The sequence below is a fragment of the Amycolatopsis sp. NPDC052450 genome, assembly GCF_044547565.1.
Taxonomy (GTDB): Bacteria; Actinomycetota; Actinomycetes; order Mycobacteriales; family Pseudonocardiaceae; genus Amycolatopsis.
In genome coordinates this window covers 1-24,976 of sequence record NZ_JBIUAQ010000028.1, presented here as the reverse complement: position 1 = coordinate 24,976, position 24,976 = coordinate 1, and the positions used below count along the sequence as shown (strand labels likewise).

Sequence of the window (24,976 nt, the reverse complement as noted above, 5' to 3'; positions counted from 1 at the left end):
GGTCCGTTACTTGCAAATTTTGCAAGTAACGGACCGTTCATTGCGCGCGGGGACGGTGGTCAGGAGCGAAGGCCCGCCCAGAAGCCGCACCGGTGATCGGCGTCGTGCGCGACCGGACGGATCGCGTCCGGCGCGAGCGACAGCACGACATCGGAGTCCCACCGCGGCGAGCCGTGCCCGTTCGGATCACCTGTGCGCATGAAGGTGGTCCAGTACACGATCATCTGCGCCGAAAGACGTTTCTGCGCCTCGTCCAGCGACTTTTCGACCCCGCTGAGCTCGAACAGAGAGACCAGGTCGAGGGCGTGCGCCGCGCCGTGCGGCACGGTGGGCACGTCGTTGCCGTTGACGTTGGGCGCGTTCTTGTCGTCGAACTCGTAGGCGTGCACGGAGGTCCGCCGGGATAGCAGCCGGTTCCCCTCCGCCGTCGGGCAGGCCCATGACCGGTCCGTGGTGACCGTCGCCCAGGCCAGGGCGGGCGAAAGGTAGTCCCGCGACGGATACTTCGCCGCCACCTCGTCCGCGTGCTCGCCGAACGTCTTGCGCAGGAACTCCTGATAGCGCTCCTCGGTGATGGGCTTGAGCTTCTCGACACCGGCGATGAACGCGCGCATTTCGTCGTGCGTGCCGCCAGAAAGCACCGGTACCCGGTGAAAAGCGCCTTGTCGCACGGCTTTCGCGGGATCGTTCGGCAGCAACGGGGTGTGATAGGTCAGGTGATTGCTGAAGGACTGGTGGTCCTTCAGCAGATCCGCGGCCGGGAGCCGACGCAGGCAGCCGATCGTGTCCGGACCCGTGCAGCCGTGGGTCGCGGCCACCGCCGCACCGTCGGCTTCGGTCTTGGAGAGCGGTGAATACGGCGTTTGTGCTTCCTGATTCGGGATCAGGCCCCCGCGCGGCCAGTCCAGCAGGCAAGAGCCGGACATGATCGCTGCCTTGTCGAACAGCCCGGCCGCGGCCGGCGAGGTGAGCAGCGCGCAGGTGCTCATCCCACCCGAGGACTGCCCGGCCAGTGTCACGTTCCGCGGATCGCCGCCGAACGCGGAGATGTTGCGCTGGGTCCAGCGCAGCGCCGAAAGCTGGTCCATGAGCCCGAAATCGCCGGAGCCCTGGAGGCCGGGAAGACCGAAGTAGCCGAAGACGCCGAGCCGGTAGTTCGTCGTCACCACGACGACGTCGCCCTGGTCCGCCAGGCGTCGCGCGCCGTAGAGGCTTCCCGCGTCCATGGTGTAACCGCCGCCGTGTAGCCAGACCAGCACCGGTAGCCGACGGCTGCCCGCGTCACGCGGCACGGTGACGTTCAGGAAGAGGCAGTCCTCGGCGCTGCCCGGCAGGTACTGGGTGCAGGCGGCCCCTGGTTTCGTCGCATCGGCGACGCCCTTCCAGGGTTCGGGCGGTCGTGGCGGCTTCCAGCGATCCTCGCCGACGGGTGGTGCGGCGAACCTGATCCCACTGAACGTCCGGGTCGGTCCGGAGTCCATTCCGCGGACCAGGCCGGCGTCGGTGCGCACGACCAGCGGAGCCGCGGGGGCGACGATCGTGAGAAGGCCGGTGACGATGGCCAGCAGGAGATGCATGACAGGTCCTTTCAGGAGTCCGCGAGACGGCGCCACAGCCCCACGCGGCGGAAATAGCGGTGTTGCAGAACCTGCACGGCGACGAACGTGACGCCGTACAGCGCGGTGCCGAGGGCGGGAACGGCGTCCACCGGCAGCGTGTACGCCAGCAGGACCCGCCCGGCGGCGTCGGCGAGCAGGCCGGCACCCCACAGGACGGTCGCGACCCGCCACGCCCGCCGGAACCACGCGTGCCGCGGCCACAGCTCGTCCCATTCGGCCGCGCGCAGGGTGTCCGCGAAGTGGCTCTTCGCGACCATCGAGCGGGCCATGCCGAACACGAGCGGCCTGGCGAACAGCAACGACACCAGGAAACCGGCGCCGATCGCCCCGGTCACCCAACCCGCCTTCGCCAGCATGAACCGGGGACTGCCGGTGACGAACGAGGCGGCGGCGCTGATCGCGAAGATCGTCAGGACGAAGAGCGCGAGCGTGTCGATCTTCCGCCACCGGATCGTCCGGTAGAGGACAAAAAGAACGGTCGGCAGGGCGCAGAGGGCGAGCGCGAACAGCGCGCTGACGCCGAAGCCACGAAGCACGTAGTAACTCGCGACGGGCACGACGACCTCGAGCAGCACCACGCCCCACTGCCTGAGCACGGGATCACCGCTTCCGGGTCGCGAGATCGAAGAGGGTCACCAGTTCGGCCGCGTAGGTGGTGAGGTCCGGTTCCGGCGTTCCGGCGAGTAGGAACACCGGGCCCTCCACCGAACGCCGGATCGTCGTCGCCATCACGTGGACGTCGAACTCGCGGAACTCGCCCGACTCCTGGCCCCAGCGCAGGATCCGTTCGACCGGTTCCAGCGCCGCCCGCTCGTTCGCCGGGTCGTAGTCGAGGGCGCCGCCGAGGAAGATGTTCAGCAACGCGCGCATCCGGGTCGGCTGCGCAGCGGCGAATTCGAGGTTCGCCTCCAGGTACGTCCGCAGCGCCTCGCTCGCGGACGCGGGTTCGCTCATCCGCTCGGCCATGAACGCGCCGATCTCGCGGAAGACGTCTTCGAGGACCGTGCGGACGAGTTCCTCCTTGTTCGCGAAGTGGTACGAGATGAGCCCCGTGCTCGACAGCTTCGCCTGTTTCGCGATGCGGGCGAACGACGCGCGGGTGTAGCCGAGCTCGGCGATCGTCTCGATGGCCGCGGCCACGATCTGTGCCCGTCTCGCACTCTCGGTGAACGTCTTCGCTTTTGCTTGCATGAGCAAAAAATAGCTCAGGTGAGCAAATCCGTCGACCGGAAACCGCTCACCGACCGCTCGCCGACCGACCTCACCCGTTCGAACAAAAGTTCTAAAAATTGTCGGTACCAGGGTGTTCAATGGTCAGGTGAGCACTTCAACGACCGCTGTCTTCGACGTCATCGACGAGGTCATCGCCCCGCTGTCCGCCGAGGTTCCGGAGCGTCCCTCGGTGATGGAGTTCTACGACCCGGAGCTCGCCGTGCCGCCGGTGCTGGCCGACGAGGAGCCGACTCCAGGGCTCACCCTGGCCGAGGAGGTGGAGCAGTACACCCGGTTCGTGAGCGGGATGGCGACCATCGGGCTGGCCCCCGGCGGTGAGGTCACGCCCGAGGCCGTCGGGCTGTACCGGGCGCTGCGCGGCGGGTTCATCCGCGGCGTGGTGACCGGGGTGTTCCCGTCCCGCGCGGAGCCGTGGGAGGTCCGGTTCTTCGGCGACGAGGACTACACCACGGTGCTGAACAAGCTCGGCAGGCGAGCGCGGCTGCGGTCCGGTTTCCTCAGCGCGCTGCCCGGCTGGGTGTTCGACGGGCTGCCCGACCATCCGCCGGGCACCGGCGAGACCGTGCGCATCGAAACGGACGCGGGCGGGCTGATCCCGCTGCGGGCCCGCGAGGCTGTCGAGGTGATCCGTGAGGGTGCTTCGCGGCCGCGGCACGGCACGGTCCTCGTCGATCTCGCGGTGCGGAACTCCATCCTCGCCGAGTACCCGCACGGCGCGTTCGGCCTGGTGGACAACGACCTCGGCCGGTACCAGTTCAGCGCGGCGATGGACGGCGACGGCCGCTGGACGCTCACCTGGGGCCCGGCCAGCCGGTCGACGGCCGAGCAATGGATCGTGAAGGCGGTGCAGAACCATGCGTGAACCGGCGACCGTGAAGGAACTGATGAGGCGTGCCGCCGAGCCGGTGCTGCGCGCGGTGCCCGAGCGGCGGAGCGTGTACCTGGGCTACGACCCGGAGATCACCGACGACGAGATCCGCCGCCTGTGCCCGTCCTACGACGGGCCGGCGGATCTCGTCACCCAGGCCGAGCGGTACGCGGCCAAGGCCGCGATGCTCGAAGAGGCCGGGCTGATGGAGAACGGCGAGATCCATCCGGCCGCGGTCCAGATGCACGGCGTGATGCTGCGGGGTTCGGTGCGAGGCGTCCTCACCGGCGTCTTCGCGTCCGCGCCCCGCTCGGTGCGGGTCGACTGCTACGGCGACGGGCATCAGGCGGTCGTCTGGCGGATGCGGTCGGGGCGGCGGACCACGTTCAGCCTGAGCGATTTCGGCGAGCTGGGAGCCCGGGTGTTCGGCGGGCTCCCGCACGTCCCCGCCGGTGACACCGAGCTCATGCGCATCAGGATCGACGAGCACGGCGTGCCGCTGCCCGGCCAGGACGAGGAGGTCGGCCTGGTCGGAGACATGCTGAACCGGCCGCGGACCGGCACGGCGATCCTCGATCTGGTCGCCTTCGGCGGGCTGAACGCCGAGTACCCGGACTACGGCTTCGTGATCATCGACAACGATCTGGGGAGGTTCGTGTTGTACGCCGCCCCTTCCGAAGGGTGGCTGATGTTCGGTGGAATGGACCGCCGGGCACTGGCGGGCTGGCTGCACGAGGCGGTGGACTTGAGCCGGACGTAGCCGTGGACGAGGGGGGCGGGCATGGACCTGGACCGGCGGGCGGCCGACGCGTGGTTCCGGCGGCGAGGGCTGCCGATGGTCATCCACCGGCGGAGGCGTGGAGCGGGCATGTTGCGCCGTTCGACGCCCGGGCTGGTGTTCCTGAGCCTGCTCGACCTGCTGCTGGCCGGGCTGCTGAAGCTGCTCGACGTCCCCGAGGACGTGCTGGCGGCCCGGATGCGCGAGAGCGGTGTCGCGTACGTCCTCGGTGTGCTGGCGTTGACGTTCGCCGTGGTCGTCGTGCCGGTGATCGCCGGGCGCCTGATGGCGAAACTGCTCCGGGCGCTGCACCGCACCCGGGTCCGGTTGGCCGTCATGGCGGCGACGATCGGTTTTTGGCTGCTCGTACTGCCGCTCGGCGAGCGGCTCACCGGGCTCGTGTCGTGGGAGAACCCGCTTTGGGCGGCCATCCTGGCCAATCTCGTCGCGCTGGCCGTGCTGATGCTGCTGGTCCGGATCGGCGTCGGCTCGATCCTGACCTGGGCGGCGCGGAGCGCGGTCGCGCAGGTCAGGGCCATCGGCACGCTGGCGTCGCGGGCGCTGCCGCTGCTTCTGCTGGTGGTGATGTTCAGCTTCTTCACCGCCGAGCTGTGGCAGGCCGTGGAACGGCTGACCCCCGGCCGGTTGTGGCTGGTGGTCGGCTTCCTCGTGCTGATCGGCGCGGTGTTCCTCGCGTCGATGCTGTCCGACGAGATCAAGGAGCTGAAGTCCTGGACCGTGGAACCCGGGGCGCCCGCCCTGCGCGGCACGCCGTTCGACGACGACACACCCCCGCCCGATCGGCGCGCGCTGACGAAGATCGAGCGCTTGAACATCGCCTTGGTGCTGTTCTTCGCCCAGGCGGTGCAGATCGTGGCCTTCGGGGTGCTGGTGTTCGCGTTCTTCGTCGTGTTCGGGGTGCTGATCCTCCGGCCGGAGGTGGTGACCGAGTTCGCCGGCCGCGAATCGGCGCCCGGCACACTCCTGGGTGTCCCTCTTCCGGTGAGTTCCGCGCTCGTCAACGTCTCCGTCTTCCTCGCCGTTTTCTCCGGCCTGTACTTCGCCGCATCAACCGCGACAGATGCCCGGTACCGGCGTTCTTTCTTCGAACCTTTGTTGGAGGATGTGAAGATCAGCCTCGCGGCGCGTGACATTTATCTGGCCCATTGGGCGGATGTGCGACGAGCCGAGGTGGTTACCCTGGAAGCAGAGGACATTCCGTAGTGAGGTGGTCACCATGAGCGGGAAGGGCGGAACTCCCTTCTTCGATGCCCCCGACTTCGTGAAAGGCGATGGCACTCAGGCAGATCCTCCGGGCGACACGTTCGCCGACCCCCTGTCCGGGCTGGTCACGACCGGCACCGCGGCCCAAGCGAATCCGTCGGCCGGGGCCGACGACGTCCACGTGCAGGTGCCGGGACCGGTCCAGCACGACCCCGAAGTCGTCAGCAGGATGGTCAACGCGGCCATGCTCGCGGACGAGCAGCCCGCCGGAAACCCCGGCGGCGTCCGGCCGCCCACCGAGATCGTCAGCACGGTCGGTGAGCAGGGCGCTGCGCCGATCGGGATCCTGCCCCAACAGCGGACCTGGCCGTCGAGGCCGTCTCAACTGATCCGCCCACCGCGCCGCCTGAAGCAGGAAGAGCCGGTCGAGGTCGACGAAGAGGCCGAGGTCGAAGTACGGCGTGCCAAGCGTTCCATGCAGATGCCGAGGCTCGGCAAGCCGTCGTCGAACACCGCGGGCGTGATGATCGCGGTCGCCCTCATGATCGTCTTCGCGATCCTCGCCATCCAGCTGCTGTCCAGCCTGTTCAACAGCATCACGGGGATCTTCGGGTAACCCGTCCGGCGCTTGCGCCGGACGGGGCCGTCCGGACGGACCTCACCCATCGGGATACCCTGGCCATACGGTCGGGGGACCCGGCGTTGACCCGGGTCGCACCTCGGCGCCGCGTGACTAGTGGGGTGGGCGTATCAGCGAGGGCGTGCAGTCGGTGCCCGAAGCGGGCACTGGTTCTTCGGCGGGGCGTGACGCTTCCACGATGCACCGCGTGCGGCGGGTGCTGGCGATCAAGCCGTTCCGCCGGATCTGGGGTGTCTCGTACCTGTGCAGCGTCGCGGACTGGCTGAACCTGCTGACGCTGACCGGCCTGGTCACCAAACTGACCGACAACTACGCCGCGCAGAACTTCGCGTTCGTCGGTGTCGTGCTGACGTCGCTGCTGCCGGGGCTGCTGTTCGCCCCGCTCGGCGGGCTGCTCGCCGACCGGTTCGACCGGCGCAAGGTGATGGTGCTCTGCGACCTCGGCCGGTGCGGGTTCCTGCTGTCGATCGCGTTCGTCGGCACGCCGTGGTGGGTTTTCGTCGGGAACTTCCTGGTCGGCTGCTGCGCGATGATGTGGATCCCGTCGAAGGACGCGGCGGTGCCGAACCTGCTGCGCCGCCCGGACCAGGTCGAGACGGCCAACCAGCTCGGCATGGTGATGACCTACGGCCTCGCGGTGATCACCGCGGCCGGCGCGAACGCCGTGCTCACCGGTAGCAACACCACGTTCCACTTCTTCCAGGGCGACGCCCAGCTCGGCATCGCGAAGGTCGCCGTCGTCATCACCGGCCTGCTGTACCTGACCAGCGCGATCGTGATCGCCACCCGGATCCCCGAGCTCTCGCTGCGTAACGTCCACGCGGTCGAGAAACCCAAGGTCAAGGCCGCGGACGAGGAGAAATTCGGCTTCCGCCAGATGATCTCCGACGGCGCCCGGTTCGTGCGGACGACGCCGTTGGTCCGCGGGTTGATGATCGGCGCGTTCGGGGCGTTCGCCGCCGGTGGCGCGGTGATCGGTTCGGCCAAGCCGTACTCGTCGAGCCTGCTCGCCGGTGACGCGGCGTTCAACCTTCTCGTGCTCGCCGTCTTCCTCGGGCTCGCCACCGGGATGGCGGTGGCCCCGAAGCTCGCCCGGCGGCTCGCGCACGACCGGCTGTTCGGGATCTCGATCGTCGCCGCGGGCCTGTGCCTCATCGTCGTCGCGCTGTCGCCGCATCTCGCCGTTTCGCTGGTCGCCGTCGCCGCCGTCGGGGTGTGGGCCGGGACGGCGTTCCTGACCGGTGTCACGATCATCGGTTCGCGGATCGAGGACTCCATCCGCGGCCGGATCAACGCGATCTACCAGTCGCTGATGAAGATCGTGTTGTTCGGCTCGACGATCCTGGTGCCGGTGCTGATCAGCGCGGTCCAGACGACCGAGGTCGAACTGTGGGGCGGCACGATCACGATCGACGGCACCCGGCCGGTGATGATCGGCGGCGGTGTCCTCGCGCTGATCGCCGGCATCGTCGCCTACCGGCAGATGGACGACAGGCGTGCCGAGCCGATCCTCGCCGACCTCCGCAACGCCTTGCGCCGCAGCCCGCGCCGGGTGAACGGACTGCTGATCGCGCTCGAAGGCACGCGGGCGATCAACACCGAAACGCAGGCCGCGCGGCTGGCCGAATGGCTGGGTGGAGGGACGCGTCCGGTCGTACTGGCGGCCGACCCGGCGCTGGACGACCAACGGCTCGCGAAGCTCGTCGCCGGTGCTTCGCTGTCCGGCGCGCGGGCGCAGGCGCTGGCCGCCGCCGCGGTGCGGGCGGACATCGTCGAACGGGACATCCAGCCGGCGCTCGACGCGGGTTCCGTCGTGGTGATGGAACGGTTCGTCGACTCGCCGCTGGCGCATCTGTCCGCGGTCGCCGGGCTGGACAGCCAGGAACTCGAGGGGCTCGCCGACTGGGCGACCAACCGGCTGCGGCCGGACATCACGGTCCTGCTCGACGCCGATCCCGGCACGGTGATGCGGAAGTCGGAATCGCTGGACGCGCAGTGGCGGGTGCAGCATCTGCTGACGGAAATGGCCGCCGCCGACCCGGACCGGTACGTCGTGGTCGACGCGGAGGGCACCGAGGACGAGGTGAGTGACCGCGTGCGGACCGCGATCCGCGCGGTGCTCGTCGGCAGGCTCGCCGGGCTCGCGCCGTCGGAGGAAAAGGTCGAGGTGAGATGACGGAAGCCCCTGCGCTGATCGGTGTCTGGAAGCAGCTCGTCGGCCAGGAGCCCGCCGCGCGCACGCTTTCTTCGGCGTCGACGGCGGCCGCGCGGATCGTCGAGAACCAGCCTGTCGCGCCCGGCGCGATGACGCACGCCTGGCTGATCACCGGTCCGCCCGGTTCGGGGCGCTCGACGGCCGCGCGGGTTTTCGCGGCGGCGTTGCAATGCAGCACCGGCACGGGATGCGGGGAATGCCCTGGCTGCCGCACCGTGCTCGCCGGCACGCACGCGGACGTCAAACTCGTCGCACCCGAAGGCCTGTCGATCTCCGTCGCCGAAATGCGCGCTCTGGTGCAGGCCGCAGCCCGCCGCCCGACCACCGGGAAGTGGCAGGTGGTGGTCATCGAGGACGCCGACAGGCTGACCGAAGGCGCGTCGAACGCGTTGCTGAAGGCCGTCGAGGAGCCGCCGGAGCGCACGGTGTTCCTGCTGTGTGCGCCCTCCGATCACCCGGACGACGTGTCGGTGACGATCCGCTCGCGGTGCCGTCTGGTCACGTTGCGGACGCCGCCGCCCGAGGCGATCGCGCAGGTGCTGATCGAGCGGGACGGGATCGACCCCGAACGCGCGCGATGGGCCGCGTCCGTCTCGAGTGGACATGTCGGCCGCGCGCGACGGCTCGCCACCGACGAGGCCGCCCGGCAGCGACGGGCGACCGTGCTGCGGATCCCGCTCGGCCTGCGCCGTCCGTCCGATGTGTTCACCTGCGCCGACCAGCTGATCAGCGCTGCCGAGGCCGACGCGGGCGAAGAGAGCAAGGTCCGCGACGAGGCCGAACGGTCCGAACTCCGCACCGCGATGGGCGGCGACGGCATCGGGAAGGGCGTCGGCGGGGCGAAACGAGCCGCCGAAGCCGCTGTGAAGCAGCTCGAGAAGCGCCAGAAGTCACGAGCGACCCGTACGCAGCGGGACACTCTCGATCTCGCGCTGGTGGACCTCGCCGCGTTCTACCGGGACGTGCTCGTGACCGCGAGCGGCGCGGGCGCGACCCTGAACCATCCCGACCACGCCTCGGAAATCACGCAAGCCGCTTCCGCCTGGGCGCCTGACTCGATCCTGCGCCGCCTCGAAGCCGTCCTGGAATGCCGCGAGGCCATCGACCTGAACGTGAAACCACGAATCGCCGTCGAAGCCATGGTCACCACCCTGCGCCAAGGCTGACCCCGGCTCTCCCTCTCGCGCGCCTACCCCAGCCCCCCCGCCCGTCCCAGGGGGGCGTCCCCGAGTCCAGTCTACCGGGGGTGGAGGGGGAAAAGGGCTGGTCGCGGGAGTTGTCCACAGGTGGGGATGGTTGTGGACAAGTGCTGTGGGTAAGTGAAGGGGCTTCGGGTTCGGGGCGGTGGCGGTGGCGTGATGCCGGTGCCGGTGCCGGTGCCGGTGCCGGTGCTGGTGCTGGTGCCGTGCCGTGATGCCCCCAATGTGGCATTGGAGACGCTCAGTGACCCCAATGCCACATTGGGGGCATCGCTCGCGGATGGGGAAGTGGGCGAAGGCGGGAGAAGCGGGCGAAGGCGCGCGAAGCAGAAGCCGCGAAACGCAGCGAAGTGGTGAAGCGAGCGAAGTGGTGAAGCGAGCGAAGCGGGGATGTGAGCGGAGCGGCGAAGCGGGGGAAGCGGCCAACGCAGGGAGAGCGGCGAGGTGAGCGAAGGCGCGCGAAGCCGCGAAACGCAGCGAAGTGGTGAAGTGGCCGAAGCAGGGTGGCGAAGGCGGCGAACCGGGGACTGTGTGGATTTCTGGTCATCCAACGCACCAGAATCCACACGGTGGCCGAGACGCGAAAGGGGCCTTCACCGCATCAAAGCGGCGAAGGCCCCTGACTTCCGAAAGGGCGACTAAGAGGGAGGTACGAACGGACCTCTCACGCGGGGGCAAGGCGTGAAAGGACCGTTCATCACCCTCCTCGCCCCGTCTAGTCCCCTGAGCGCGGCCGCGGCGAAGGCTTGAACCCCGGCGACCCCGGCCCCGACGACCCCGGCGAGTCTTCCGAGACGGTGACCAAAGCGAGCCGGCGCCGTCCCGGCATGGCGGCCACCAGGACGACACCGATCAGCAGCATCGCGGTGCCCGACCAGAACATCGGCACCGTGTCGTAGGCCGCGTTGGTGTAGGCCAGGTTCTTGACCGGCCCCTTCGGCGCCGCGCCTCCGTTGTTGCCCGCGGGCGGCGGGGTCACGGTGCCGCATTCGACACCGCCGGCCGGCGCGTACGCGCGGGCGATCTGCTCGCCGAGCGAGACCTGGGCCAGCGACGAAGGCAGCTTCTTCGCGGCGTCCGGCGGGAGTGCCTTCTGCAGTGCCGTCGTCGGCAGGATCTGCAGGTCCAGCAGCCGCGCGGAGGCACCCATCTGGAAGCCCTTGAACGGCGAGGTCATGTCGCTCGACTTCTGGTTCAGCCCGGCGATCGACAGCTTCAGCACCCCGAGGTCGAGGGTGAGCCCGTTCCCGGCCTCGCCGCCCGGAAGCTGTTTGGTGGCACCGTTCAGCATCTCGGCGAGCCCGCCGACGACCGGCACGTTCTTCAGCTGCTCGAAGCCGGGGACCTGCTTGAGCGACGGCAGCGGGATGCCGATCGGGATGTCCTTGGTCGGGTTGTTCGCGTCGAGGGTGAACAGGACCTTGTCGCCGCGGACGATCTGCAGCACCGGCGCGGTGTACTCGACCTTCGACGTCTTCTTGTCGCCGGTCGAGGTGACCCGCAGCGTCGGCTGGCTGGCGACCTTGATCGTCAGGCCGAGCGGCGTGCCCTTCAGCAGTTCGATGCTGGCCGCCTGCAGGGTCGACGTCGATTCGACCGCCTTGTTCTTCGAACCGGGGATGTCGACCAGCCGCACGACCGAACGCGACGACAGCGTGTTCGGCAGGCTCAGCACGGCGCCCTTGCCGTCGGCGCTGGTGCTGTTCCCCGAAAGCAGGCCGCCGAGGTTCGCCAGCGGGCCGGGAAGCGCCTTCAGGCCGGCCGTGAGCTGCTCCGGAGCCTGGGACAGCTGGTCGGCGCCCGGGATGTTCGGGATGGTCGGCAGCAGTGCGAGGTTCGCGATCGACGTGCTCGAGTCGGCGATCGTGCCGACGCACGGGCCGAGCGTCGGGCTCCAGCGCGCGTGCGCCTCACCGTTGAGCAGGCCGAGGTTGAACAGCGGGTTCTTCGGCGCGTTGAGGCCGCCGCTGATCTGCTTGGGGTTGTCCGGCAACGCCGTCTGCACGAGGCTGCCCGGCGTCTGCGGCGCGTTTCCGGCGGCGGACAGGCCGAACGGCGACGACTGCGCGATCGACTTTTCGTAGCTCAGGTAGGCCTCGGAGTTGGCCTGCGCGCTGGAAAGCCCCATCCCGGCCTCGAGCGCGGACTGCTTCGGCAGCATCTCGCCCGCTCCGGGGAGGATGGCGCTCGTCGGCACCGCGTTCGGCAGCAGCCGCAGCACGCCGAGGGCCGCTCCCGCGTCACCGACGGCCTTGCCCAGCGGCTGCGGGCCGATCGGCGCCGACATGGGCGGCTGTCCCGGATTCGCCGGATCGGGGATCGGCGTGGTGGGAATCGTCTGGGCGGTCGCCGGGGCCGCGGTCAGCAAAAGCAGGGCCGCGGCGGCCGGAAGCGCCAGCACACGGGGCAGTCGTTGCCGCATGAACAGGTCCTCCAGTGGGGATGGGCCGATCTTGGGGGACTGAGACCGGCGTCATAGGACCTTAACGACGGTGGCCCTGGAAGGTGACGTTCAAGCCTCCGCTACACTTGTCTCCGTCATCGGGTGCGAGCCCGATGTCCGCCGCCTTAGCTCAGTCGGCCAGAGCGATTCACTCGTAATGAATAGGTCAGGGGTTCGATTCCCCTAGGCGGCTCCGCAGGTCAGGGCCCCATTCGGACACTCCGGATGGGGCCCTGACGCATTTCCGGCCCGGCGAAGAGCCCGCGCCGAAAGTTCACCCGTTGGTGTCACCCTTTGAGGAACATCCGCGACAGCGAAGTGCCCACTCCCGTGAGGTGGTCGACGAGCGTGTCCGCGTCCGCGTCGAGCAGGCCGGAGCGCCAAGCGAGCATGATCTCGACGAAGCCGCCGATGCCGAGCAGGACGTTGACGCGGAATTCCAGCCCGTCCACGTCCGGCTTCAGGTGCGGCCGCGCGAGTTCGATCAGCAGGCCGGTGGTCTCCTGGACGGTCTGCCGCCGCAGTTGCTCCAGCACCGCGCTGCCCGCGTGGTCGCCGAACAGGATCTGCGCGCGGGACGGCTCCGCCTGCACGTGGTGCACGACGACGTCGACGGCGGCGCGGAGCTGGTCGAGGGCGGGTTGCTCGATCCTGGCGGCGACGGCGTCGAGGACCATTCGCAGGGTCTCGTCGCGGACCTGTTCCCAGGCGGTGGCGAGCAAGGCGTCGCGGTTCGCGAAGCTCTCGTAGAAGTACCGGTCGGTCAGGTTCGCTCGCGCGCAGACGCCGCGCATGGTGACCGCCGCCCAGCCTTGTTCCTGCCAGATGTCCAATGCGGCGCCGAGCAGCGCGAGCCGTCGTTCGGCGCGGCGTTCGTCGGCGGTCTTGCCGCTGTAGCGGCGGGACGCGGTCACGTGTCCATCTTGACAGCAGGTGCCTTCAGATTCATTCTGAGGGCATGCGACCGCAGAATGGCCTGCGACCCGGTTTGGCCGCCGCGCTGACGTCCGCTTTCGTGCGGCCGATCGCCAACGCGATCCCGCCCGGCCGGGCGGGTGTCGCGTTCTCCCGCGCTTTCATCGCGAGCAGTTTGTGGCTGGCTTCGCCGTCGTTGAAGGGAAGCCGCGTCGAGCCCGGCGTCGGCGGCGAGTGGGTGCGCGGTCCCGAAGTGGCCGAAGGCGACGCGGTTGTCCTCTACATCCATGGCAGCGGCTACGCGCTCTGCTCGGCGCGCACGCATCGCGGGCTGACCACGCGGGTTTCCGACGGCACCGGGCTGCCGGTCTTCGCCTGCGAGTACCGGCTCGCGCCCCGGCATCGGTTCCCGAGCGCCGCCGACGACGTCCGCGCGGCGTACGACCGGCTCCTCGACCAGGGATATCGGCGGATCCTCGTCGTGGGCGACTCGGCGGGCGGGCATCTGGCGGTCGATCTCGCCGCGCAGCTGATCCGGGAACGAAGGGATCCGCCTGCCGCGCTGGCCCTCTTCTCGCCGTTGTTCGACGTGACGTTCTCGTTGGCCGCCCAGAGGGAACGCATGAGCCCGGACCCGATGATCTCCGCCGCCGCGGCCGCCCGGCTCGTCGGTCTGTACACAGTGGACGCCGATCTCACGTCGGAGCGGCTGCGGTTCGCCTTCGACGACATCAAGGGCTTCCCGCCGACGATCATCCAGGCCGGCGGCCTCGAAATGCTCGCCGCGGACGCCATCGAGCTGGCCAGGGCGCTGCGCCGCGCGGGCGCGGACTGCGAACTCGAGGTGGTCCCCGGTCAGATGCACGTGTTCCAGGCATTGACCCGTTTCGTCCCGGAGGCGCGGCCCGCGATGGAGCGTGCCTGCCGGTTCCTGACCGAAAATCTGACACCGATCGAAAAGGCGGCCCAGTGAAACGGACCCACGGAGCGCACGCCGTCGTCACCGGGGCGGGCAGCGGGATCGGGAGGGCGATCGCGGCTGAGCTCGCCCGGCGCGGCAGTCGCGTCGTTTGCGCCGACATCGACCTCGAAACCGCCGAGGAAACCGCGAAAACGCTCGAGAACGCGGTCGCCATCGCCTGCGACGTGTCCAGTGTGGACGAAGTCACCGAGCTCGCGAGCCAGGCGCGTTCCTGGCTGGGCCGCGAGCCGGACCTCGTCGTCAACAACGCCGGGATCGGCGCCGGCGGCAAACCCGTCGGGGAGAGCCCGCTGTCGGATTGGCAGCGCACCCTCGGCGTGAACCTCTGGGGTGTGATCCACGGCTGCCACACCTTCGTCCCCGCCATGCGGGCGGCGAAGGCGGGCGGCGTCATCAACGTCGCCTCGGCCGCCGGCTTCACCGCCGCGCCGAGGATGGCCGCCTACAACGTGAGCAAGGCCGGGGTCGTCAGTCTTTCGGAGACGCTGGCCGCGGAGCTGTCCGGCACGGGCGTCGCGGTCACCGTCCTGTGCCCGACTTTCGTGCGTACCAACATCTTCGACGGCGAACTCATCGACGCCGAGGCGCGCGGCCTCGCGCGGCGGGTCTCCGACGTGGTCGGTTTCTCCGCCGAAAAGGTCGCGCGGATGACCCTCGACGCCCACGATCGCGGCCGTCTCTACGTGGTGCCGCAACCCGACGCTCAGCTTCTCTGGCACGCCAAGCGTTTCGTGCCCGTCCCGTACACGCGGATCGCCGGTCTGCTCGGCCGGTTCCTGCCCGCCGAAAAGGAGAAGTGATGGCCTACGACTTCGACGCGATGCTCCAGACCATCAAGGACAAGCAGTGGTCGCTGGCCGACATCGACTGGGACGCACCCGGCGCGGAGACGATGACCGACGAACTCCGCGCCAAGATGCGGCCGTTCATGGCCGATCTCGTGTGGATCGAGCACGTCGGCGCCCGCGGGTTCGCCTCGCTGGCCAAGAAGGCGCCGACACCGGTCATCCAGGAGATCTACCGCTACTTCCACGCCGAGGAACAGAAGCACGCCAACGCCGAACTGGCGTTGATGAAGCGCTGGGGCATGCTCGACGAGCACGGCTCGATGCCCGAGCCGAACATCAACGTCAAGCTCGCCATCAAAGTCCTCGACGACTACGGCGACACGCTGCCGCTGACGGCGCTGGCCACGCTCATCCCGCTGCTGGAATGCGCGCTGGACGGCGCACTGGTGAAGTTCCTGCTGGAAGAGGTCTCCGATCCGGTGTGCCACCAGGTGTTCCGGCACATCAACTCCGATGAGTCCCGGCACATCACGGCCGACTTCGAGGTCTTGGAGCTGATCGGCGCCGGCTCCACGACCAAACTGTTCACCGAATCCGTCGGCTCGCTCAAACCCCAGATCGTCCTCGGTCTGATCGTGGTGTTCGTCCCGCTGATCAACAAGATGCGGGACAACATCGTCGCGATGGGCCTGCCGGAGAAGAAGCTGTACAACGCCGTGAAGCGCTTCTCCACGATCGGCGGCCGCGGCGAGTTCACGAAACGCATCCCGGCGTACCACGTGCTCAAGGCGCAGGCGGCGATGATCGTCGACCGCTCGCACGTCTACCACCGGCTGCTCGCCGACCCAATGGTGAAGATGACCCGCCTGATCCCCGCGCGGCTGCTGGGAAAGCCGCAGTCGTGGACCGAGGAGATCACCCACGAACCGGTCGCGTCATGAGCCTCGGAGAATTCCGTGGTGAGGTACTGCGCGGTACCGAATGGTTCGGGCGCGACTTCGCCGGGCAGCGGGTCGCCGTGGTCGCGCCCGGCCGTGAGGCGGCGCAGATCGTGCCCGAGGTGGCGGCCACCGCGCGTGCGGTGAAGGTGTTCCAGGAAGAACCCGACTGGGTGGTGCCGATGCCGGTCCCCGGGCCGGACCTCCTCGGCATCGCCGTCGCCAAGGTCTTCCTGCGCTGGCAGGTGAAAGACCCGTGGATCCGCAGGCTGCTGACCCCCGACCGCCACTTCGGGTCGCGTCGGACGGCGCCCGGCCTCGGCTACTACGGCGCGCTCAAAAAGCCCGGCTGCAAACTCGTCACCTGGCCGGTCTACGCCTTCGTGCCCCACGGAATCCGTACCGCCGAAGGTATCGAACACCAGGCCGACGTCGTCGTACTCGGCGCCAGTTCGCTTTTCGCCAAGGAAGGACTTCCCGCATGACGCCGGACCACGAGATCGCGATCATCGGCGGCGGTTTCTCCGGGATCGGCGCCGCGATCCTGCTTCAAAAAGCCGGCTTCGAGGACTTCCTGATGCTGGAGGAAGGCGACGGCGTCGGTGGCGCCTGGCATTGGAACACCTATCCCGGCGTCGCCGTCGACATCCCGTCGTTCAGCTATCAGTTCTCGTTCGAGCAGATCTCCGGTTGGTCGCGGGTCTACGCGCCGGGCCGCGAACTGAAGGCGTACGCCGACTACTGCGTCGACAAGTACGACATCCGCCGCCGCACCCGCCTCGGCAGCAAGGTCGTCTCCGCGGCCTTCGACGACGAAACGCACTTGTGGAGCCTGGAAACTGCCGACGGCTGGTCGATGACGGCGCGGTTCGTCGTCGGCGCCACCGGCGTGCTCACCCAGCCGAAGCCGCCGGACATCGACGGGCTCGACGCCTTCCGGGGCACGGTCATGCACACCGCCCGCTGGGACCACGGCGTCGAGCTGCGCGGCAAACGTGTCGCCGTCGTCGGGACCGGGGCCTCGGCCGTGCAGGTCATCCCGTCCATCGCGCCGGAAGCGGGCCATCTGACGGTGTTCCAGCGCACGCCGATCTGGTGCCTGCCCAAACCCGACGCCGTCCTGCCGTGGACGGCGCGGCTCGCGCTGCGACGGCTGCCCGGCGCGAAACTGGTGTCCCGGCTGGCCAGCCAGGCGCTGGTCGAAGTGACGTTCCCGCTGGCCGCGCATTTCCACAATCTCCTGCCGACCGCGGGCGCGGGGGAGCGGATCGGGCGCGCGCATCTGCGCCGCGCGGTGAAGGACCCCGTGACCCGCGACAAGCTCACCCCGCGTTATGCCTTGGGCTGCAAGCGCCCGAGCTTCTCCAACGACTACCTCCAGACGTTCGACCGGGACGACGTCACGCTGGAGACCACGAGCATCGACGCGACCACCGGATCCGGCGTGCGCACCGTCGACGGCACCGAGCATCCGGTCGACGTCCTGGTGCTGGCGACCGGGTTCAAGGTGTTCGAGAAGGGCAACATGCCCGCCTTCACCGTGCGCGGCTCCGGCGGCGCCGACCTGGAGAAGTTCTGGGAGGAGAACCGGTTCCAGGCCTACCAGGGTGTCAGCGTGCCCGGTTTCCCGAACTTCTTCACCATCCTCGGGCCCTACGGCTACAACGGTTCCTCGTACTTCAACCTCATCGAGACGCAGACCGCGCACATCATCCGGTGCCTGCGCAACGCGCGTAAGACCGGCGCGACCCGCGTGGAGGTCACGAACGAGGCCAACGACCGGTACTTCCGGAGCATGCTGGAGCGGCGCAAGCACCAGGTGTTCTTCCAGGACAGCTGCGCACTGGCCAACAGCTACTACTTCGACGCGAACGGGGACGTGCCCTTCCGTGCCTCGCCCACGCTGGAAACCATGGTGACGAGCCGGTTCTTCGACCTCGGCGACTACGCCTTCGCGGACGGCCGGTGAACACTGGCTGAAGTCCGCCGTCCCCGCCCGGGATGAGCCATAGGTTCGATTCCCCGAACCTGGAGGCTGGTCTTGGAAGGCTTTCCCTGGGATGTCCTGCTCGCGGTGGTCGGGATCGCCGTCCCGGCCGTCGCGTTCCTTTGGGAGTTCGCGCTCGTCGGCCGCAAACGGCTCGGCTACCGCGTGCAGATGGACACCCCGACGGCGTCCGGACGCGGGTTCGCGCCCTCGGCCGACGCGCTGGCGCAACTCCAGCACGAGAACGGCGAACGGCTCGTCGACCCGTCGTTCGTGCTGCTGCGCATCGAGAACAGCGGCACCACCGACATCGACACCGACGATTACGCGGTCAACGAGAACGACCGGGTCGGTGTCCGCGTGAAGTTCCCCGGCCGCACCGTGGCCGGGATGGTGGTGACCGAGCTCAGCTCGCCGCATCTGCACGAATGTTTCGGCGACGACTCCGGTTTCGGGGCGCGCGACGAAAATCCCGAACGGCCGGCCGGGGTGATCGACCTGCCGAGGGTGCCGCTGAACCGTGGCGCGCACTACAAGATCCTCGCCGTACTCGACCGCATCCCCAACGGCTCGCCCGACGATTTCGACGAACCCCAGGTCGTCGGCGAGATCAAGGGCGGCAGCCTCCGCGAGACCAAGAGCCGCACCGGGCCGACGACCTCGGTGCTCGCGCTGATCTGCTTCCTCGTGGTGCTCAGCATCGTCCAGCTGACCCGCTCGCTGGTCTTCGACGAGAAGCCGCCTCCGCTGGACTGCGCGTCCGGGAAGCTCACGATCACCGGATCGACGGCTTTCGCGCCAGTGCTGAAGGAGGCGACGGCCTCGTACACGAAGACATGCCCGGGAGCGTCGTTCGCCTTCGACAGCAGGGGGAGCGCGGAAGGGCTCGGCAGCCTGAACCAGGCCGGCAACGACGGCACACTGGCGTTCTCCGACGGCGCCAAGGGCGAGGGCTACCCGCAACTGCTGCCGCGTCCGGTCGCGTTCTCGCTGTTCACGCTCGTGATCAACGCCGAAGCCGGCGTCCAGGACCTGTCGCTCGCGCAGATCCGCGACGTCTACGACGGCAAGATCGCGAACTGGAAGGAGATCGGCGGCAAGGACCGGCCGGTCCGGCTCGTCGACCGGCATTCCGACTCCGGCACGCGACGGACGTTCGAGGGGCGGATCCTGGCGGGCAAGCGGGAACCCGGCGACAACTCCGACGACTGCCTCAAACCGGCGCCGGGCGCCCAGCCGGGAGTGGTGCGCTGCGCGAAGCCGTCCACGAACGACGTCCTCGACGCGGTGTCGCGCGTGCCGGGCGCGCTCGGCTACAGCGAACTCGGCGCGGCGACGAAACGCCAGGACGTCCTGCCGGTCCGCATCGACGGCCACCAGGCGACCCTGGAGGGCGCGATCCACGCGGCGTACCCGTTCTGGGAGACGGAGTACGCGTACACGTTCGGTGAGCCGAAGGCGGACTCGCTCGTCGCGAGCTTCCTGCGGTACCTGACCAACCAGGTCGGCAAGGACATCGTGCGGTCACACGGGCACCGGCCGTGCGCGGAACTGGCGAATCCGGTGCTGTGCCGTCCAGGCGCGTGAAGGCGGCGGTCCCTCAGGTGTCAGGAAAGGGTCGTCCAGGACGAAAAGTGTCCTGAACGACCCTTTCCTGACATTCCGGCGATGCGGTCAGGCAGGCGGCTTCAGGGTGACGACGGTGGCGCTGGTCTCGCCGCGCGGCGTCCGGTACTTGATCTCGTCGCCCTCCTTGGCGCCCACGAGCGCCAGGCCCAGCGGGCTGTCCGAAGTGACCGTGGAGGCGTCGGCGTCCTCGCCGGGGATCGTGACGATGTGGAGCTCGTCTTCGTCGCCGTCGGAGAACTTGAGGGTGACGGTGGTGCCGTCGGGGAGCAGGCCCTTGCTGTTCCGGCCGCCGTGCTCGAGCTTCGCCGCGACGTCGGCGATGCGCCGGTCGAGGTAGGCGGCGGCCTCCGCGCGGTCGAGCACCTCCGCCTGATCGGCGGCGTCGCCGGTTCGTTCCTGCTCGCCGACGAGCGGCGCCATCGCGTCGCGCTGCGCACGCAGATCGGCGAGTTCCTTCTCCAGCTGCCGTCGTGCGGCCGGGCTGAACCCGTTGTCCCCTGAGGTCACCATGCCGCGCATTGTCCGCTAGAGATCGGCGGCTAGCCACCTAGATTTTTCACCCGCTGTGATCGGCCAGGACGCCTGCCCTAAGCTTCAGGGCTCGTGTCCTGACTACTTGGTGTAAGGAACTTCGTGACCGCCGTTCCCGGCCGCAGCACGCGGCTCTCCCCCAATCAGCTGCAGAAACAGGAGCAGATCGTCGAAGCGGCGCGTGTCGTGCTCGCGAGGGACGGGCTCGCGGGTTGCACCGTTCGCGCGATCGCGGAGGCCGGACCGCTCACGAAGAGTGCGATTCATTACTACTTCGCGGACATCGACGTCTTGATCGACCGCGCGATGGCGGCGCACATCACAACGTTCACGGCCGATTTGCGCAAAATTTCGGCGAAGCACGATCACCCGGATGAGCGGCTCTTCGCGGCGCTCGAAGCCTTCCTCGCCGAGTTCTCCGGCCGCCCGAACGCGGCCTTCCTCTGGTTCGAATACTGGATCGCGGCGGGCCGCGCGCAGCATCCGCAGGCCATCGACGTCATGCTGACGTCGATCACCGAACTCCTCGCGGAACTGCTCGCCCCGCTCGACGTCGAAGACCCGCGGGCGCGGGCACGGGCCCTGCTGTCCTACCTGCTCGGCGCGATCGTCCAGCAGCGTGTGCGGCGGCGGCCGTTCGCCGCACTGCGTGGCGACATCGAAGCTCTCTGTTTCGCGAACTACGGGTAGAAATACGCATTAGATCCGTACCGTTACGGATTGTTCGGTCTTGCCGCTCCGGCCATGGTGAGGTTCCCCTTCCCTTGCCCAGAGCTAGGAGACGACGATGCGCATAAGACGGTGCATGGCCGTGGCGATCGCGGCCGTCGCGGCGTTCACCATCCCGGTCGCCGCGAGTCCGGCGACCGCCGACCAGCAGGCCGAAGACGCGCAGGTCCAGATCTACGAGGTCTTCGGCACGGCCACCGCGCAGCAGCGCACCCAGCTCTCGCGGCTGGGCATCGACGTCCTCGGCACCTCCGGCTCCACGACCACGGTGATCGGCGAAGCGCGTGACGCGGCGAAGATCCGCTCGCTCGGCTTCCGCGTCGAGCAGCGCGGCGTCGTCGACAGGTCGGAGAAGGTCGGCACCAACGCGATCAACGACTTCCCGCCGTCGGACTCCGGCTTCCACAACTACGCCGAGGTCACGACCGAACTGCGCAACGCCCAGTCGAACTTCGGCTCGATCGCGCGGCTGAGCAGCGTCGGCAACTCGTACCAGGGCCGCGCGCTGAACATGCTCAAGATCAGCGACAACGTCGCCACGGACGAGAACGAGCCCGAAGTCCTCTTCACCTGCAACCAGCACGCCCGTGAGCACCTCACCACCGAGATGTGCCTGCGGATCGTGAACCGGTTCACCCAGGGCTACGCCTCCGACCCGGCGATCAAACGCTTCGTCGACAGCACCGAGATCTACGTGATCCCGAATGTCAACCCGGACGGCTCGGAGTACGACATCTCCGGCGGCAGCTACAAGTACTGGCGCAAGAACCGCCAGGGCAACGGCACCGACCCCAACCGCAACTGGGCCTACAACTGGGGCTGCTGCGGCGGTTCGTCGGGTTCGACGACCAGCGAGACCTATCGCGGCCCGTCGGCGTTCTCCGCGCCGGAGACCAGGGCCGTGTCCAACTTCGTGAACTCGCGCAAGATCGGTGGCGTCCAGCAGATCAAGGCGAGCATCGACTTCCACACCTATTCGGAGCTCGTGCTGTGGCCGTTCGGCTTCACCTACAACGACACCGCGCCGGGGATGACCGCGGCCGAGGCGCAGCGTTTCCAGACGCTGGGCAGGCAGCTGGCGGCGACCAACGGCTACACGCCGCAGCAGTCGAGCGACCTGTACATCACGGACGGGACGATCGACGACTGGATGTGGGGCACCCACAAGATCCTGAGCTTCACCTTCGAGATGTACCCGCGGGGCTCCAACCCCGGCTTCTACCCGCCCGACGAGGTGATCGTCCGGGAGACCACGCGTAACGACAAGGCCGTGGACCTCCTGCTGAACACCGCCATCGGCTGAGCGACGTTCCGTGAAGGCCTCCTTGAGGGACTCCTGGTCTCTCAAGGGGGCCTTCACGGATTTTCGGCATAGGGTGCGGGGCATGCCGATGTTCGAATTCGAGGGGCTCCGTCCCCAGGTGGATCCCGAAGCGTGGATCGCCCCCACCGCCACCCTGATCGGTGACGTCGTCGTCGAGAAGGGCGCTTCCGTCTGGTACGGCGCGGTGCTGCGCGCCGACTTCGGGCGGATCCTCATCCGCGAGGGCGCCAACATCCAGGACAACTCGGTCATCCACGTCAACGGCGGCGTGACCGAGGTCGGCAAGAACGTCACCGTCGGGCACCAGTGCCTCGTGCACGACTGCACGATCGGCGAGCAGGCGCTGATCGGGAACGGCTCCACCGTGCTCGACAAGGCGCAGATCGGGGCGAAGGCCCTGGTCGCGGCCGGTGCCACGGTGACACCCGGGATGATCATCCCGCCCGAGACGGTCGCCATGGGCAGCCCGGCGAAGAAGCACGTCCCGCTCGACGGCACCGCCCGCGGCTGGGTCGAGCACAACGCGGCGATCTACCAGGAGCTGGCGCGCAGGCACGCGGAGAGCGTCAAACCGATCGATTGACTCTCCAGTAACTGGAGACCATAGCTTCGGTCGCATGGCACCGAAGTCGAAGAAGAAAACCCACCAGGCGACACTCGAGTTGACCGCCGGCAACGCGCCGGTGGTCGACCTCGGGAAGACGCTCGGGCAGACCGGCGTGAACCTCGTCGAGGTCAAGAAGGCCTACGACGCGGCGACCGCCTCGCAGCGCGGCGACATCGTCCCGGTGGTCGTGTCGGTGTTCGAAGACCGCTCCTTCGAACTCCGGCTGAAGACGCCGCCCGCGTCGTTCCTCATCAAGAAAGCCTTGGGCGGCAAGGGATCCGGCCGTCCGGGGCATGAGGTCGCCGGGAAGCTCACCCAGGATCAGCTGCGCGGGATCGCCGAACGGAAACTGCCCGACCTCAACACCGGCGACCTCGGCGCGGCCATGCGCACGATCGCGGGCACGGCCCGCTCGATGGGCGTCGCGATCGAAGAACCGTGACGCGCAAGCACGTGATCGTCCCGCCCTTCCGCGACCTCGACCCGGCCCTCGAGGTCGCGGAAAGGCTTTTGGCGCAAGGGAATCCGTGGCTCGCCGGAGTCGTCTCGGCGTTGCCCGACGAACACGCGGCCGCCGGCAGGCTCAACCGGATCCTCGCCGGGACCGGTGCCGCGCCCCGGCTGGTCGAGGCCGGAAACGGCTGGCGTGTCGTGCAGGTGACGTCGTGGCCTGGCTGCGGTGACCTGGTCGCGGGCGCCTCCGGGCTGGCGGAACTCGTCGCGTTCGGCGGCTGGCGGCGGATCAAACGCTGCGCCGTCTGCGCGCAGGCGTTCTGTGATCGCACGGCCGGATGCAGCCGCCGGTGGTGCGCCGGACATCGTCCGCACGCCGAGCCCCGGCCCGTGCTCTAGGCTTGTCCGCACCAGCGACTGGCGCCATTTGAGGTGGAGCACCACCGGGAAGCGACGACAAGGCCGGTACCGCGCGCCTGGGTCCGGCCGTCTCTGGCAGGAGTACGTCCGATGACACACCAGCCCGAACTTTCCGCGCTCGCCGCCGCCGACCCGCAGATCGCGGGGCTCGTCGAGGACGAGGCGAAACGCCAGCACGACAAGATCCGCCTGATCGCGTCCGAGAACTACGTCTCCCAGGCCGTACTGGAGGCGACGGGCACGGTCCTCACCAACAAGTACTCCGAGGGCTACGCCGGCAAGCGGTACTACGAGGGCCAGCAACTCATCGACCAGGTCGAGAAACTCGCCATCGAGCGCGCGAAGGCCGTCTTCGGCACCGACCACGCGAACGTCCAGCCGTACTCCGGCTCCCCGGCGAATTTGGCGGTGTACCTCGCTTTCGCGCAGCCGGGCGACACCATCCTCGGCATGGCGCTGCCGGACGGCGGCCACCTCACGCACGGCTGGAGCGTGTCCGCGACCGGCAAGTGGTTCACCCCGGTCCGCTACGGCGTCCGCAAGGAGACCGGCCGCGTCGACCTCGACCAGGTGCGCGAACTGGCGCTGAAGCACCGGCCGAAGCTGATCTTCGCGGGTGGCACCGCGATCCCGCGCACCATCGACTTCCCGGCGTTCGCGGAGATCGCCCGCGAGGTCGACGCCGTCCTGGTCGCCGATATCGCGCATATCGCCGGGCTGGTCGCCGGCGGCGCGCACCCGTCGCCGGTCGGGCACGCGCAGGTCATCACCACGACCACGCACAAGACCCTGCGCGGTCCGCGTGGCGCGATGATCCTTTCCGACGCAGACCACGCGAAGGCCGTCGACAAGGCGGTGTTCCCCGGTCTGCAGGGCGGCCCGCACAACCACACGACCGCCGCGATCGCCGTCGCGCTGGGCGAGGCGCGGAAACCGGAGTTCGCCGAGTACGCGCACACGATCGTCGCCAACGCCCGCGCGCTGGCGGAGGCGCTGGTGGAACGCGGCTACGACCTCGTGTCCGGCGGCACCGACAACCACCTGCTGCTCATCGACCTGACGAACAAGAACGTGCCGGGCAAACCGGCCGCGCAGGCGCTGGACCGCGCCGGCATCGAACTGAACTACAACACCGTGCCGTTCGACCCGCGCAAACCGTTCGACCCGTCCGGCATCCGGCTCGGCACCTCCGCGATCACCACGCGCGGGCTCAAGCCGGAGCACCAGACGCAGGTCGCGGACTGGATCGACCGCACGATCACCGCGGCGGCGGGCGAGGAACAGTCCGCTTTGGACACCATCGCCGCCGAGATCCGCGAGTTCCTGGCGCCGTTCCCGATCCCGGGCTACTCGGCGTAGAACGGGCGCTTGGGTGGGGTCGGTGCGTCGCGAAAGCCACTTTCGCGACCCCGAGCCTGCCCCACGTGGGGTTTGCGACACCGGCGGGGGGGGAT

25 protein-coding genes and 1 tRNA gene are annotated in these 24,976 nt (G+C 68.8%); 20 read left to right on the top strand and 6 right to left on the bottom strand.

Translation table 11 applies throughout. The annotated features are described in order from the left end of the window. Window positions 1-59 precede the first annotated feature (59 nt). From ACIHAO_RS33210 to ACIHAO_RS33200, 3 genes are read right to left on the bottom strand one after another with little or no spacing between them, the layout of a single operon-like run. Window positions 60-1,577: a carboxylesterase/lipase family protein gene (locus tag ACIHAO_RS33210; RefSeq protein ID WP_396564587.1), complete on the bottom strand. Its 1,518-nt coding sequence runs from the start codon at window positions 1,575-1,577 to the stop codon at window positions 60-62. An 11-nt stretch (window positions 1,578-1,588) separates the two neighbouring features. Further along, window positions 1,589-2,215, bottom strand: a complete 627-nt coding sequence (locus ACIHAO_RS33205; protein WP_396564585.1) for a VC0807 family protein — start codon at window positions 2,213-2,215, stop codon at window positions 1,589-1,591. A 4-nt stretch (window positions 2,216-2,219) separates the two neighbouring features. Then, window positions 2,220-2,810 carry a TetR/AcrR family transcriptional regulator gene (locus tag ACIHAO_RS33200; RefSeq protein WP_396564583.1) on the bottom strand — a complete coding sequence of 197 codons (591 nt, stop codon included), beginning with the start codon at window positions 2,808-2,810 and terminating at the stop codon, window positions 2,220-2,222. A 112-nt stretch (window positions 2,811-2,922) separates the two neighbouring features. Between ACIHAO_RS33200 and ACIHAO_RS33195 the strand changes: the two genes are divergently transcribed. The 7 genes from ACIHAO_RS33195 (at window position 2,923) to ACIHAO_RS33165 (ending at window position 10,133) form a co-directional block, all read left to right on the top strand. After that, complete coding sequence (locus ACIHAO_RS33195; RefSeq protein WP_396564581.1) at window positions 2,923-3,714, top strand: ESX secretion-associated protein EspG; 792 nt, start codon at window positions 2,923-2,925, stop codon at window positions 3,712-3,714. Then, window positions 3,707-4,480, top strand: a complete 774-nt coding sequence (locus tag ACIHAO_RS33190; protein ID WP_396564579.1) for an ESX secretion-associated protein EspG — start codon at window positions 3,707-3,709, stop codon at window positions 4,478-4,480. The genes ACIHAO_RS33195 and ACIHAO_RS33190 overlap by 8 nt, the downstream gene beginning before the upstream one ends. 21 nt (window positions 4,481-4,501) lie before the next feature. Further along, window positions 4,502-5,722 (top strand): hypothetical protein, encoded by a 1,221-nt coding sequence (locus tag ACIHAO_RS33185; RefSeq protein ID WP_396564577.1) that lies wholly within the window; start codon window positions 4,502-4,504, stop codon window positions 5,720-5,722. Between the two features lie 13 nt (window positions 5,723-5,735). Next, entirely contained in the window at window positions 5,736-6,338 is a 603-nt protein-coding gene (locus ACIHAO_RS33180) for a hypothetical protein (protein ID WP_396564575.1), read from the top strand. A gap of 145 nt (window positions 6,339-6,483) precedes the next feature. Further along, the gene (locus ACIHAO_RS33175; protein ID WP_396564573.1) at window positions 6,484-8,538 is read left to right on the top strand and encodes a bifunctional MFS transporter/dTMP kinase; all 2,055 of its coding nucleotides are present in this window, start codon (window positions 6,484-6,486) and stop codon (window positions 8,536-8,538) included. Next, window positions 8,535-9,743, top strand: a complete 1,209-nt coding sequence (locus tag ACIHAO_RS33170) for a DNA polymerase III subunit delta' (protein ID WP_396564571.1) — start codon at window positions 8,535-8,537, stop codon at window positions 9,741-9,743. The genes ACIHAO_RS33175 and ACIHAO_RS33170 overlap by 4 nt, the downstream gene beginning before the upstream one ends. Before the next feature lie 192 nt (window positions 9,744-9,935). Then, on the top strand, window positions 9,936-10,133 hold the full coding sequence (locus ACIHAO_RS33165; RefSeq protein ID WP_396564569.1) for a hypothetical protein: 198 nt from the start codon (window positions 9,936-9,938) through the stop codon (window positions 10,131-10,133). A gap of 358 nt (window positions 10,134-10,491) precedes the next feature. On the opposite strand, the gene ACIHAO_RS33160 is transcribed toward ACIHAO_RS33165, so the two are convergent. Next, window positions 10,492-12,198, bottom strand: a complete 1,707-nt coding sequence (locus tag ACIHAO_RS33160; RefSeq protein WP_396564567.1) for a hypothetical protein — start codon at window positions 12,196-12,198, stop codon at window positions 10,492-10,494. 140 nt (window positions 12,199-12,338) lie between these two features. Between ACIHAO_RS33160 and ACIHAO_RS33155 the strand changes: the two genes are divergently transcribed. Then, window positions 12,339-12,412, top strand: a tRNA-Thr gene (locus ACIHAO_RS33155). 94 nt (window positions 12,413-12,506) lie between these two features. On the opposite strand, the gene ACIHAO_RS33150 is transcribed toward ACIHAO_RS33155, so the two are convergent. After that, on the bottom strand, window positions 12,507-13,133 hold the full coding sequence (locus ACIHAO_RS33150; RefSeq protein WP_396564565.1) for a TetR/AcrR family transcriptional regulator: 627 nt from the start codon (window positions 13,131-13,133) through the stop codon (window positions 12,507-12,509). A gap of 44 nt (window positions 13,134-13,177) precedes the next feature. Between ACIHAO_RS33150 and ACIHAO_RS33145 the strand changes: the two genes are divergently transcribed. From ACIHAO_RS33145 to ACIHAO_RS33120, 6 genes are all read left to right on the top strand, one after another. Next, on the top strand, window positions 13,178-14,107 hold the full coding sequence (locus ACIHAO_RS33145) for an alpha/beta hydrolase (RefSeq protein WP_396564563.1): 930 nt from the start codon (window positions 13,178-13,180) through the stop codon (window positions 14,105-14,107). Beyond that, on the top strand, window positions 14,104-14,916 hold the full coding sequence (locus tag ACIHAO_RS33140; protein ID WP_396564561.1) for an SDR family NAD(P)-dependent oxidoreductase: 813 nt from the start codon (window positions 14,104-14,106) through the stop codon (window positions 14,914-14,916). The genes ACIHAO_RS33145 and ACIHAO_RS33140 overlap by 4 nt, the downstream gene beginning before the upstream one ends. Next, the gene (locus ACIHAO_RS33135) at window positions 14,916-15,845 is read left to right on the top strand and encodes a ferritin-like domain-containing protein (protein ID WP_396564559.1); all 930 of its coding nucleotides are present in this window, start codon (window positions 14,916-14,918) and stop codon (window positions 15,843-15,845) included. Before ACIHAO_RS33140 ends, ACIHAO_RS33135 begins: the two co-directional genes overlap by 1 nt. Then, the gene (locus tag ACIHAO_RS33130) at window positions 15,842-16,327 is read left to right on the top strand and encodes an FAD-dependent oxidoreductase (protein ID WP_396564557.1); all 486 of its coding nucleotides are present in this window, start codon (window positions 15,842-15,844) and stop codon (window positions 16,325-16,327) included. Before ACIHAO_RS33135 ends, ACIHAO_RS33130 begins: the two co-directional genes overlap by 4 nt. Further along, a complete protein-coding gene (locus ACIHAO_RS33125) occupies window positions 16,324-17,811 on the top strand; it encodes a flavin-containing monooxygenase (protein ID WP_396564555.1) in 1,488 nt (495 codons plus the stop codon). The genes ACIHAO_RS33130 and ACIHAO_RS33125 overlap by 4 nt, the downstream gene beginning before the upstream one ends. A 72-nt stretch (window positions 17,812-17,883) precedes the next feature. Next, the gene (locus ACIHAO_RS33120; protein WP_396564553.1) at window positions 17,884-19,416 is read left to right on the top strand and encodes a PstS family phosphate ABC transporter substrate-binding protein; all 1,533 of its coding nucleotides are present in this window, start codon (window positions 17,884-17,886) and stop codon (window positions 19,414-19,416) included. Window positions 19,417-19,503: 87 nt separating this feature from the next. On the opposite strand, the gene ACIHAO_RS33115 is transcribed toward ACIHAO_RS33120, so the two are convergent. Then, window positions 19,504-19,968 (bottom strand): GreA/GreB family elongation factor, encoded by a 465-nt coding sequence (locus tag ACIHAO_RS33115; RefSeq protein ID WP_125786185.1) that lies wholly within the window; start codon window positions 19,966-19,968, stop codon window positions 19,504-19,506. Between the two features lie 123 nt (window positions 19,969-20,091). On the opposite strand from ACIHAO_RS33115, the gene ACIHAO_RS33110 reads away from it, so the two are divergent. The 6 genes from ACIHAO_RS33110 (at window position 20,092) to glyA (ending at window position 24,881) form a co-directional block, all read left to right on the top strand. Beyond that, window positions 20,092-20,679: a TetR/AcrR family transcriptional regulator gene (locus tag ACIHAO_RS33110; protein ID WP_396564551.1), complete on the top strand. Its 588-nt coding sequence runs from the start codon at window positions 20,092-20,094 to the stop codon at window positions 20,677-20,679. Between the two features lie 115 nt (window positions 20,680-20,794). After that, on the top strand, window positions 20,795-22,021 hold the full coding sequence (locus ACIHAO_RS33105) for a M14 family metallopeptidase (protein WP_396564728.1): 1,227 nt from the start codon (window positions 20,795-20,797) through the stop codon (window positions 22,019-22,021). A gap of 82 nt (window positions 22,022-22,103) precedes the next feature. Continuing rightward, window positions 22,104-22,625 (top strand): gamma carbonic anhydrase family protein, encoded by a 522-nt coding sequence (locus ACIHAO_RS33100; protein ID WP_396564549.1) that lies wholly within the window; start codon window positions 22,104-22,106, stop codon window positions 22,623-22,625. Window positions 22,626-22,659: 34 nt separating this feature from the next. Next, on the top strand, window positions 22,660-23,091 hold the full coding sequence (locus ACIHAO_RS33095; RefSeq protein ID WP_396564547.1) for an uL11 family ribosomal protein: 432 nt from the start codon (window positions 22,660-22,662) through the stop codon (window positions 23,089-23,091). Next, complete coding sequence (locus ACIHAO_RS33090) at window positions 23,088-23,501, top strand: hypothetical protein (protein WP_396564545.1); 414 nt, start codon at window positions 23,088-23,090, stop codon at window positions 23,499-23,501. The genes ACIHAO_RS33095 and ACIHAO_RS33090 overlap by 4 nt, the downstream gene beginning before the upstream one ends. Window positions 23,502-23,612: 111 nt before the next feature. After that, window positions 23,613-24,881 (top strand): serine hydroxymethyltransferase, encoded by a 1,269-nt coding sequence (glyA, locus tag ACIHAO_RS33085; protein WP_396564543.1) that lies wholly within the window; start codon window positions 23,613-23,615, stop codon window positions 24,879-24,881. Window positions 24,882-24,976 lie beyond the last annotated feature (95 nt).

Bases quoted from the DNA above. Each gene is read 5' to 3' on its own strand.
- ACIHAO_RS33210 (WP_396564587.1), bottom strand. From the start codon at position 1,577: ATGCATCTCCTGCTGGCCATCGTCACCGGCCTTCTCACGATCGTCGCC.
- ACIHAO_RS33200 (WP_396564583.1), bottom strand. From the start codon at position 2,810: ATGCAAGCAAAAGCGAAGACGTTCACCGAGAGTGCGAGACGGGCACAG.
- ACIHAO_RS33190 (WP_396564579.1), top strand. From the start codon at position 3,707: ATGCGTGAACCGGCGACCGTGAAGGAACTGATGAGGCGTGCCGCCGAG.
- ACIHAO_RS33185 (WP_396564577.1), top strand. From the start codon at position 4,502: ATGGACCTGGACCGGCGGGCGGCCGACGCGTGGTTCCGGCGGCGAGGG.
- ACIHAO_RS33180 (WP_396564575.1), top strand. From the start codon at position 5,736: ATGAGCGGGAAGGGCGGAACTCCCTTCTTCGATGCCCCCGACTTCGTG.
- ACIHAO_RS33170 (WP_396564571.1), top strand. From the start codon at position 8,535: ATGACGGAAGCCCCTGCGCTGATCGGTGTCTGGAAGCAGCTCGTCGGC.
- ACIHAO_RS33165 (WP_396564569.1), top strand. From the start codon at position 9,936: ATGCCGGTGCCGGTGCCGGTGCCGGTGCCGGTGCTGGTGCTGGTGCCG.
- ACIHAO_RS33160 (WP_396564567.1), bottom strand. From the start codon at position 12,198: ATGCGGCAACGACTGCCCCGTGTGCTGGCGCTTCCGGCCGCCGCGGCC.
- ACIHAO_RS33145 (WP_396564563.1), top strand. From the start codon at position 13,178: ATGCGACCGCAGAATGGCCTGCGACCCGGTTTGGCCGCCGCGCTGACG.
- ACIHAO_RS33135 (WP_396564559.1), top strand. From the start codon at position 14,916: ATGGCCTACGACTTCGACGCGATGCTCCAGACCATCAAGGACAAGCAG.
- ACIHAO_RS33130 (WP_396564557.1), top strand. From the start codon at position 15,842: ATGAGCCTCGGAGAATTCCGTGGTGAGGTACTGCGCGGTACCGAATGG.
- ACIHAO_RS33125 (WP_396564555.1), top strand. From the start codon at position 16,324: ATGACGCCGGACCACGAGATCGCGATCATCGGCGGCGGTTTCTCCGGG.
- ACIHAO_RS33115 (WP_125786185.1), bottom strand. From the start codon at position 19,968: ATGGTGACCTCAGGGGACAACGGGTTCAGCCCGGCCGCACGACGGCAG.
- ACIHAO_RS33105 (WP_396564728.1), top strand. From the start codon at position 20,795: ATGGCCGTGGCGATCGCGGCCGTCGCGGCGTTCACCATCCCGGTCGCC.
- ACIHAO_RS33100 (WP_396564549.1), top strand. From the start codon at position 22,104: ATGCCGATGTTCGAATTCGAGGGGCTCCGTCCCCAGGTGGATCCCGAA.
- ACIHAO_RS33095 (WP_396564547.1), top strand. From the start codon at position 22,660: ATGGCACCGAAGTCGAAGAAGAAAACCCACCAGGCGACACTCGAGTTG.
- glyA (WP_396564543.1), top strand. From the start codon at position 23,613: ATGACACACCAGCCCGAACTTTCCGCGCTCGCCGCCGCCGACCCGCAG.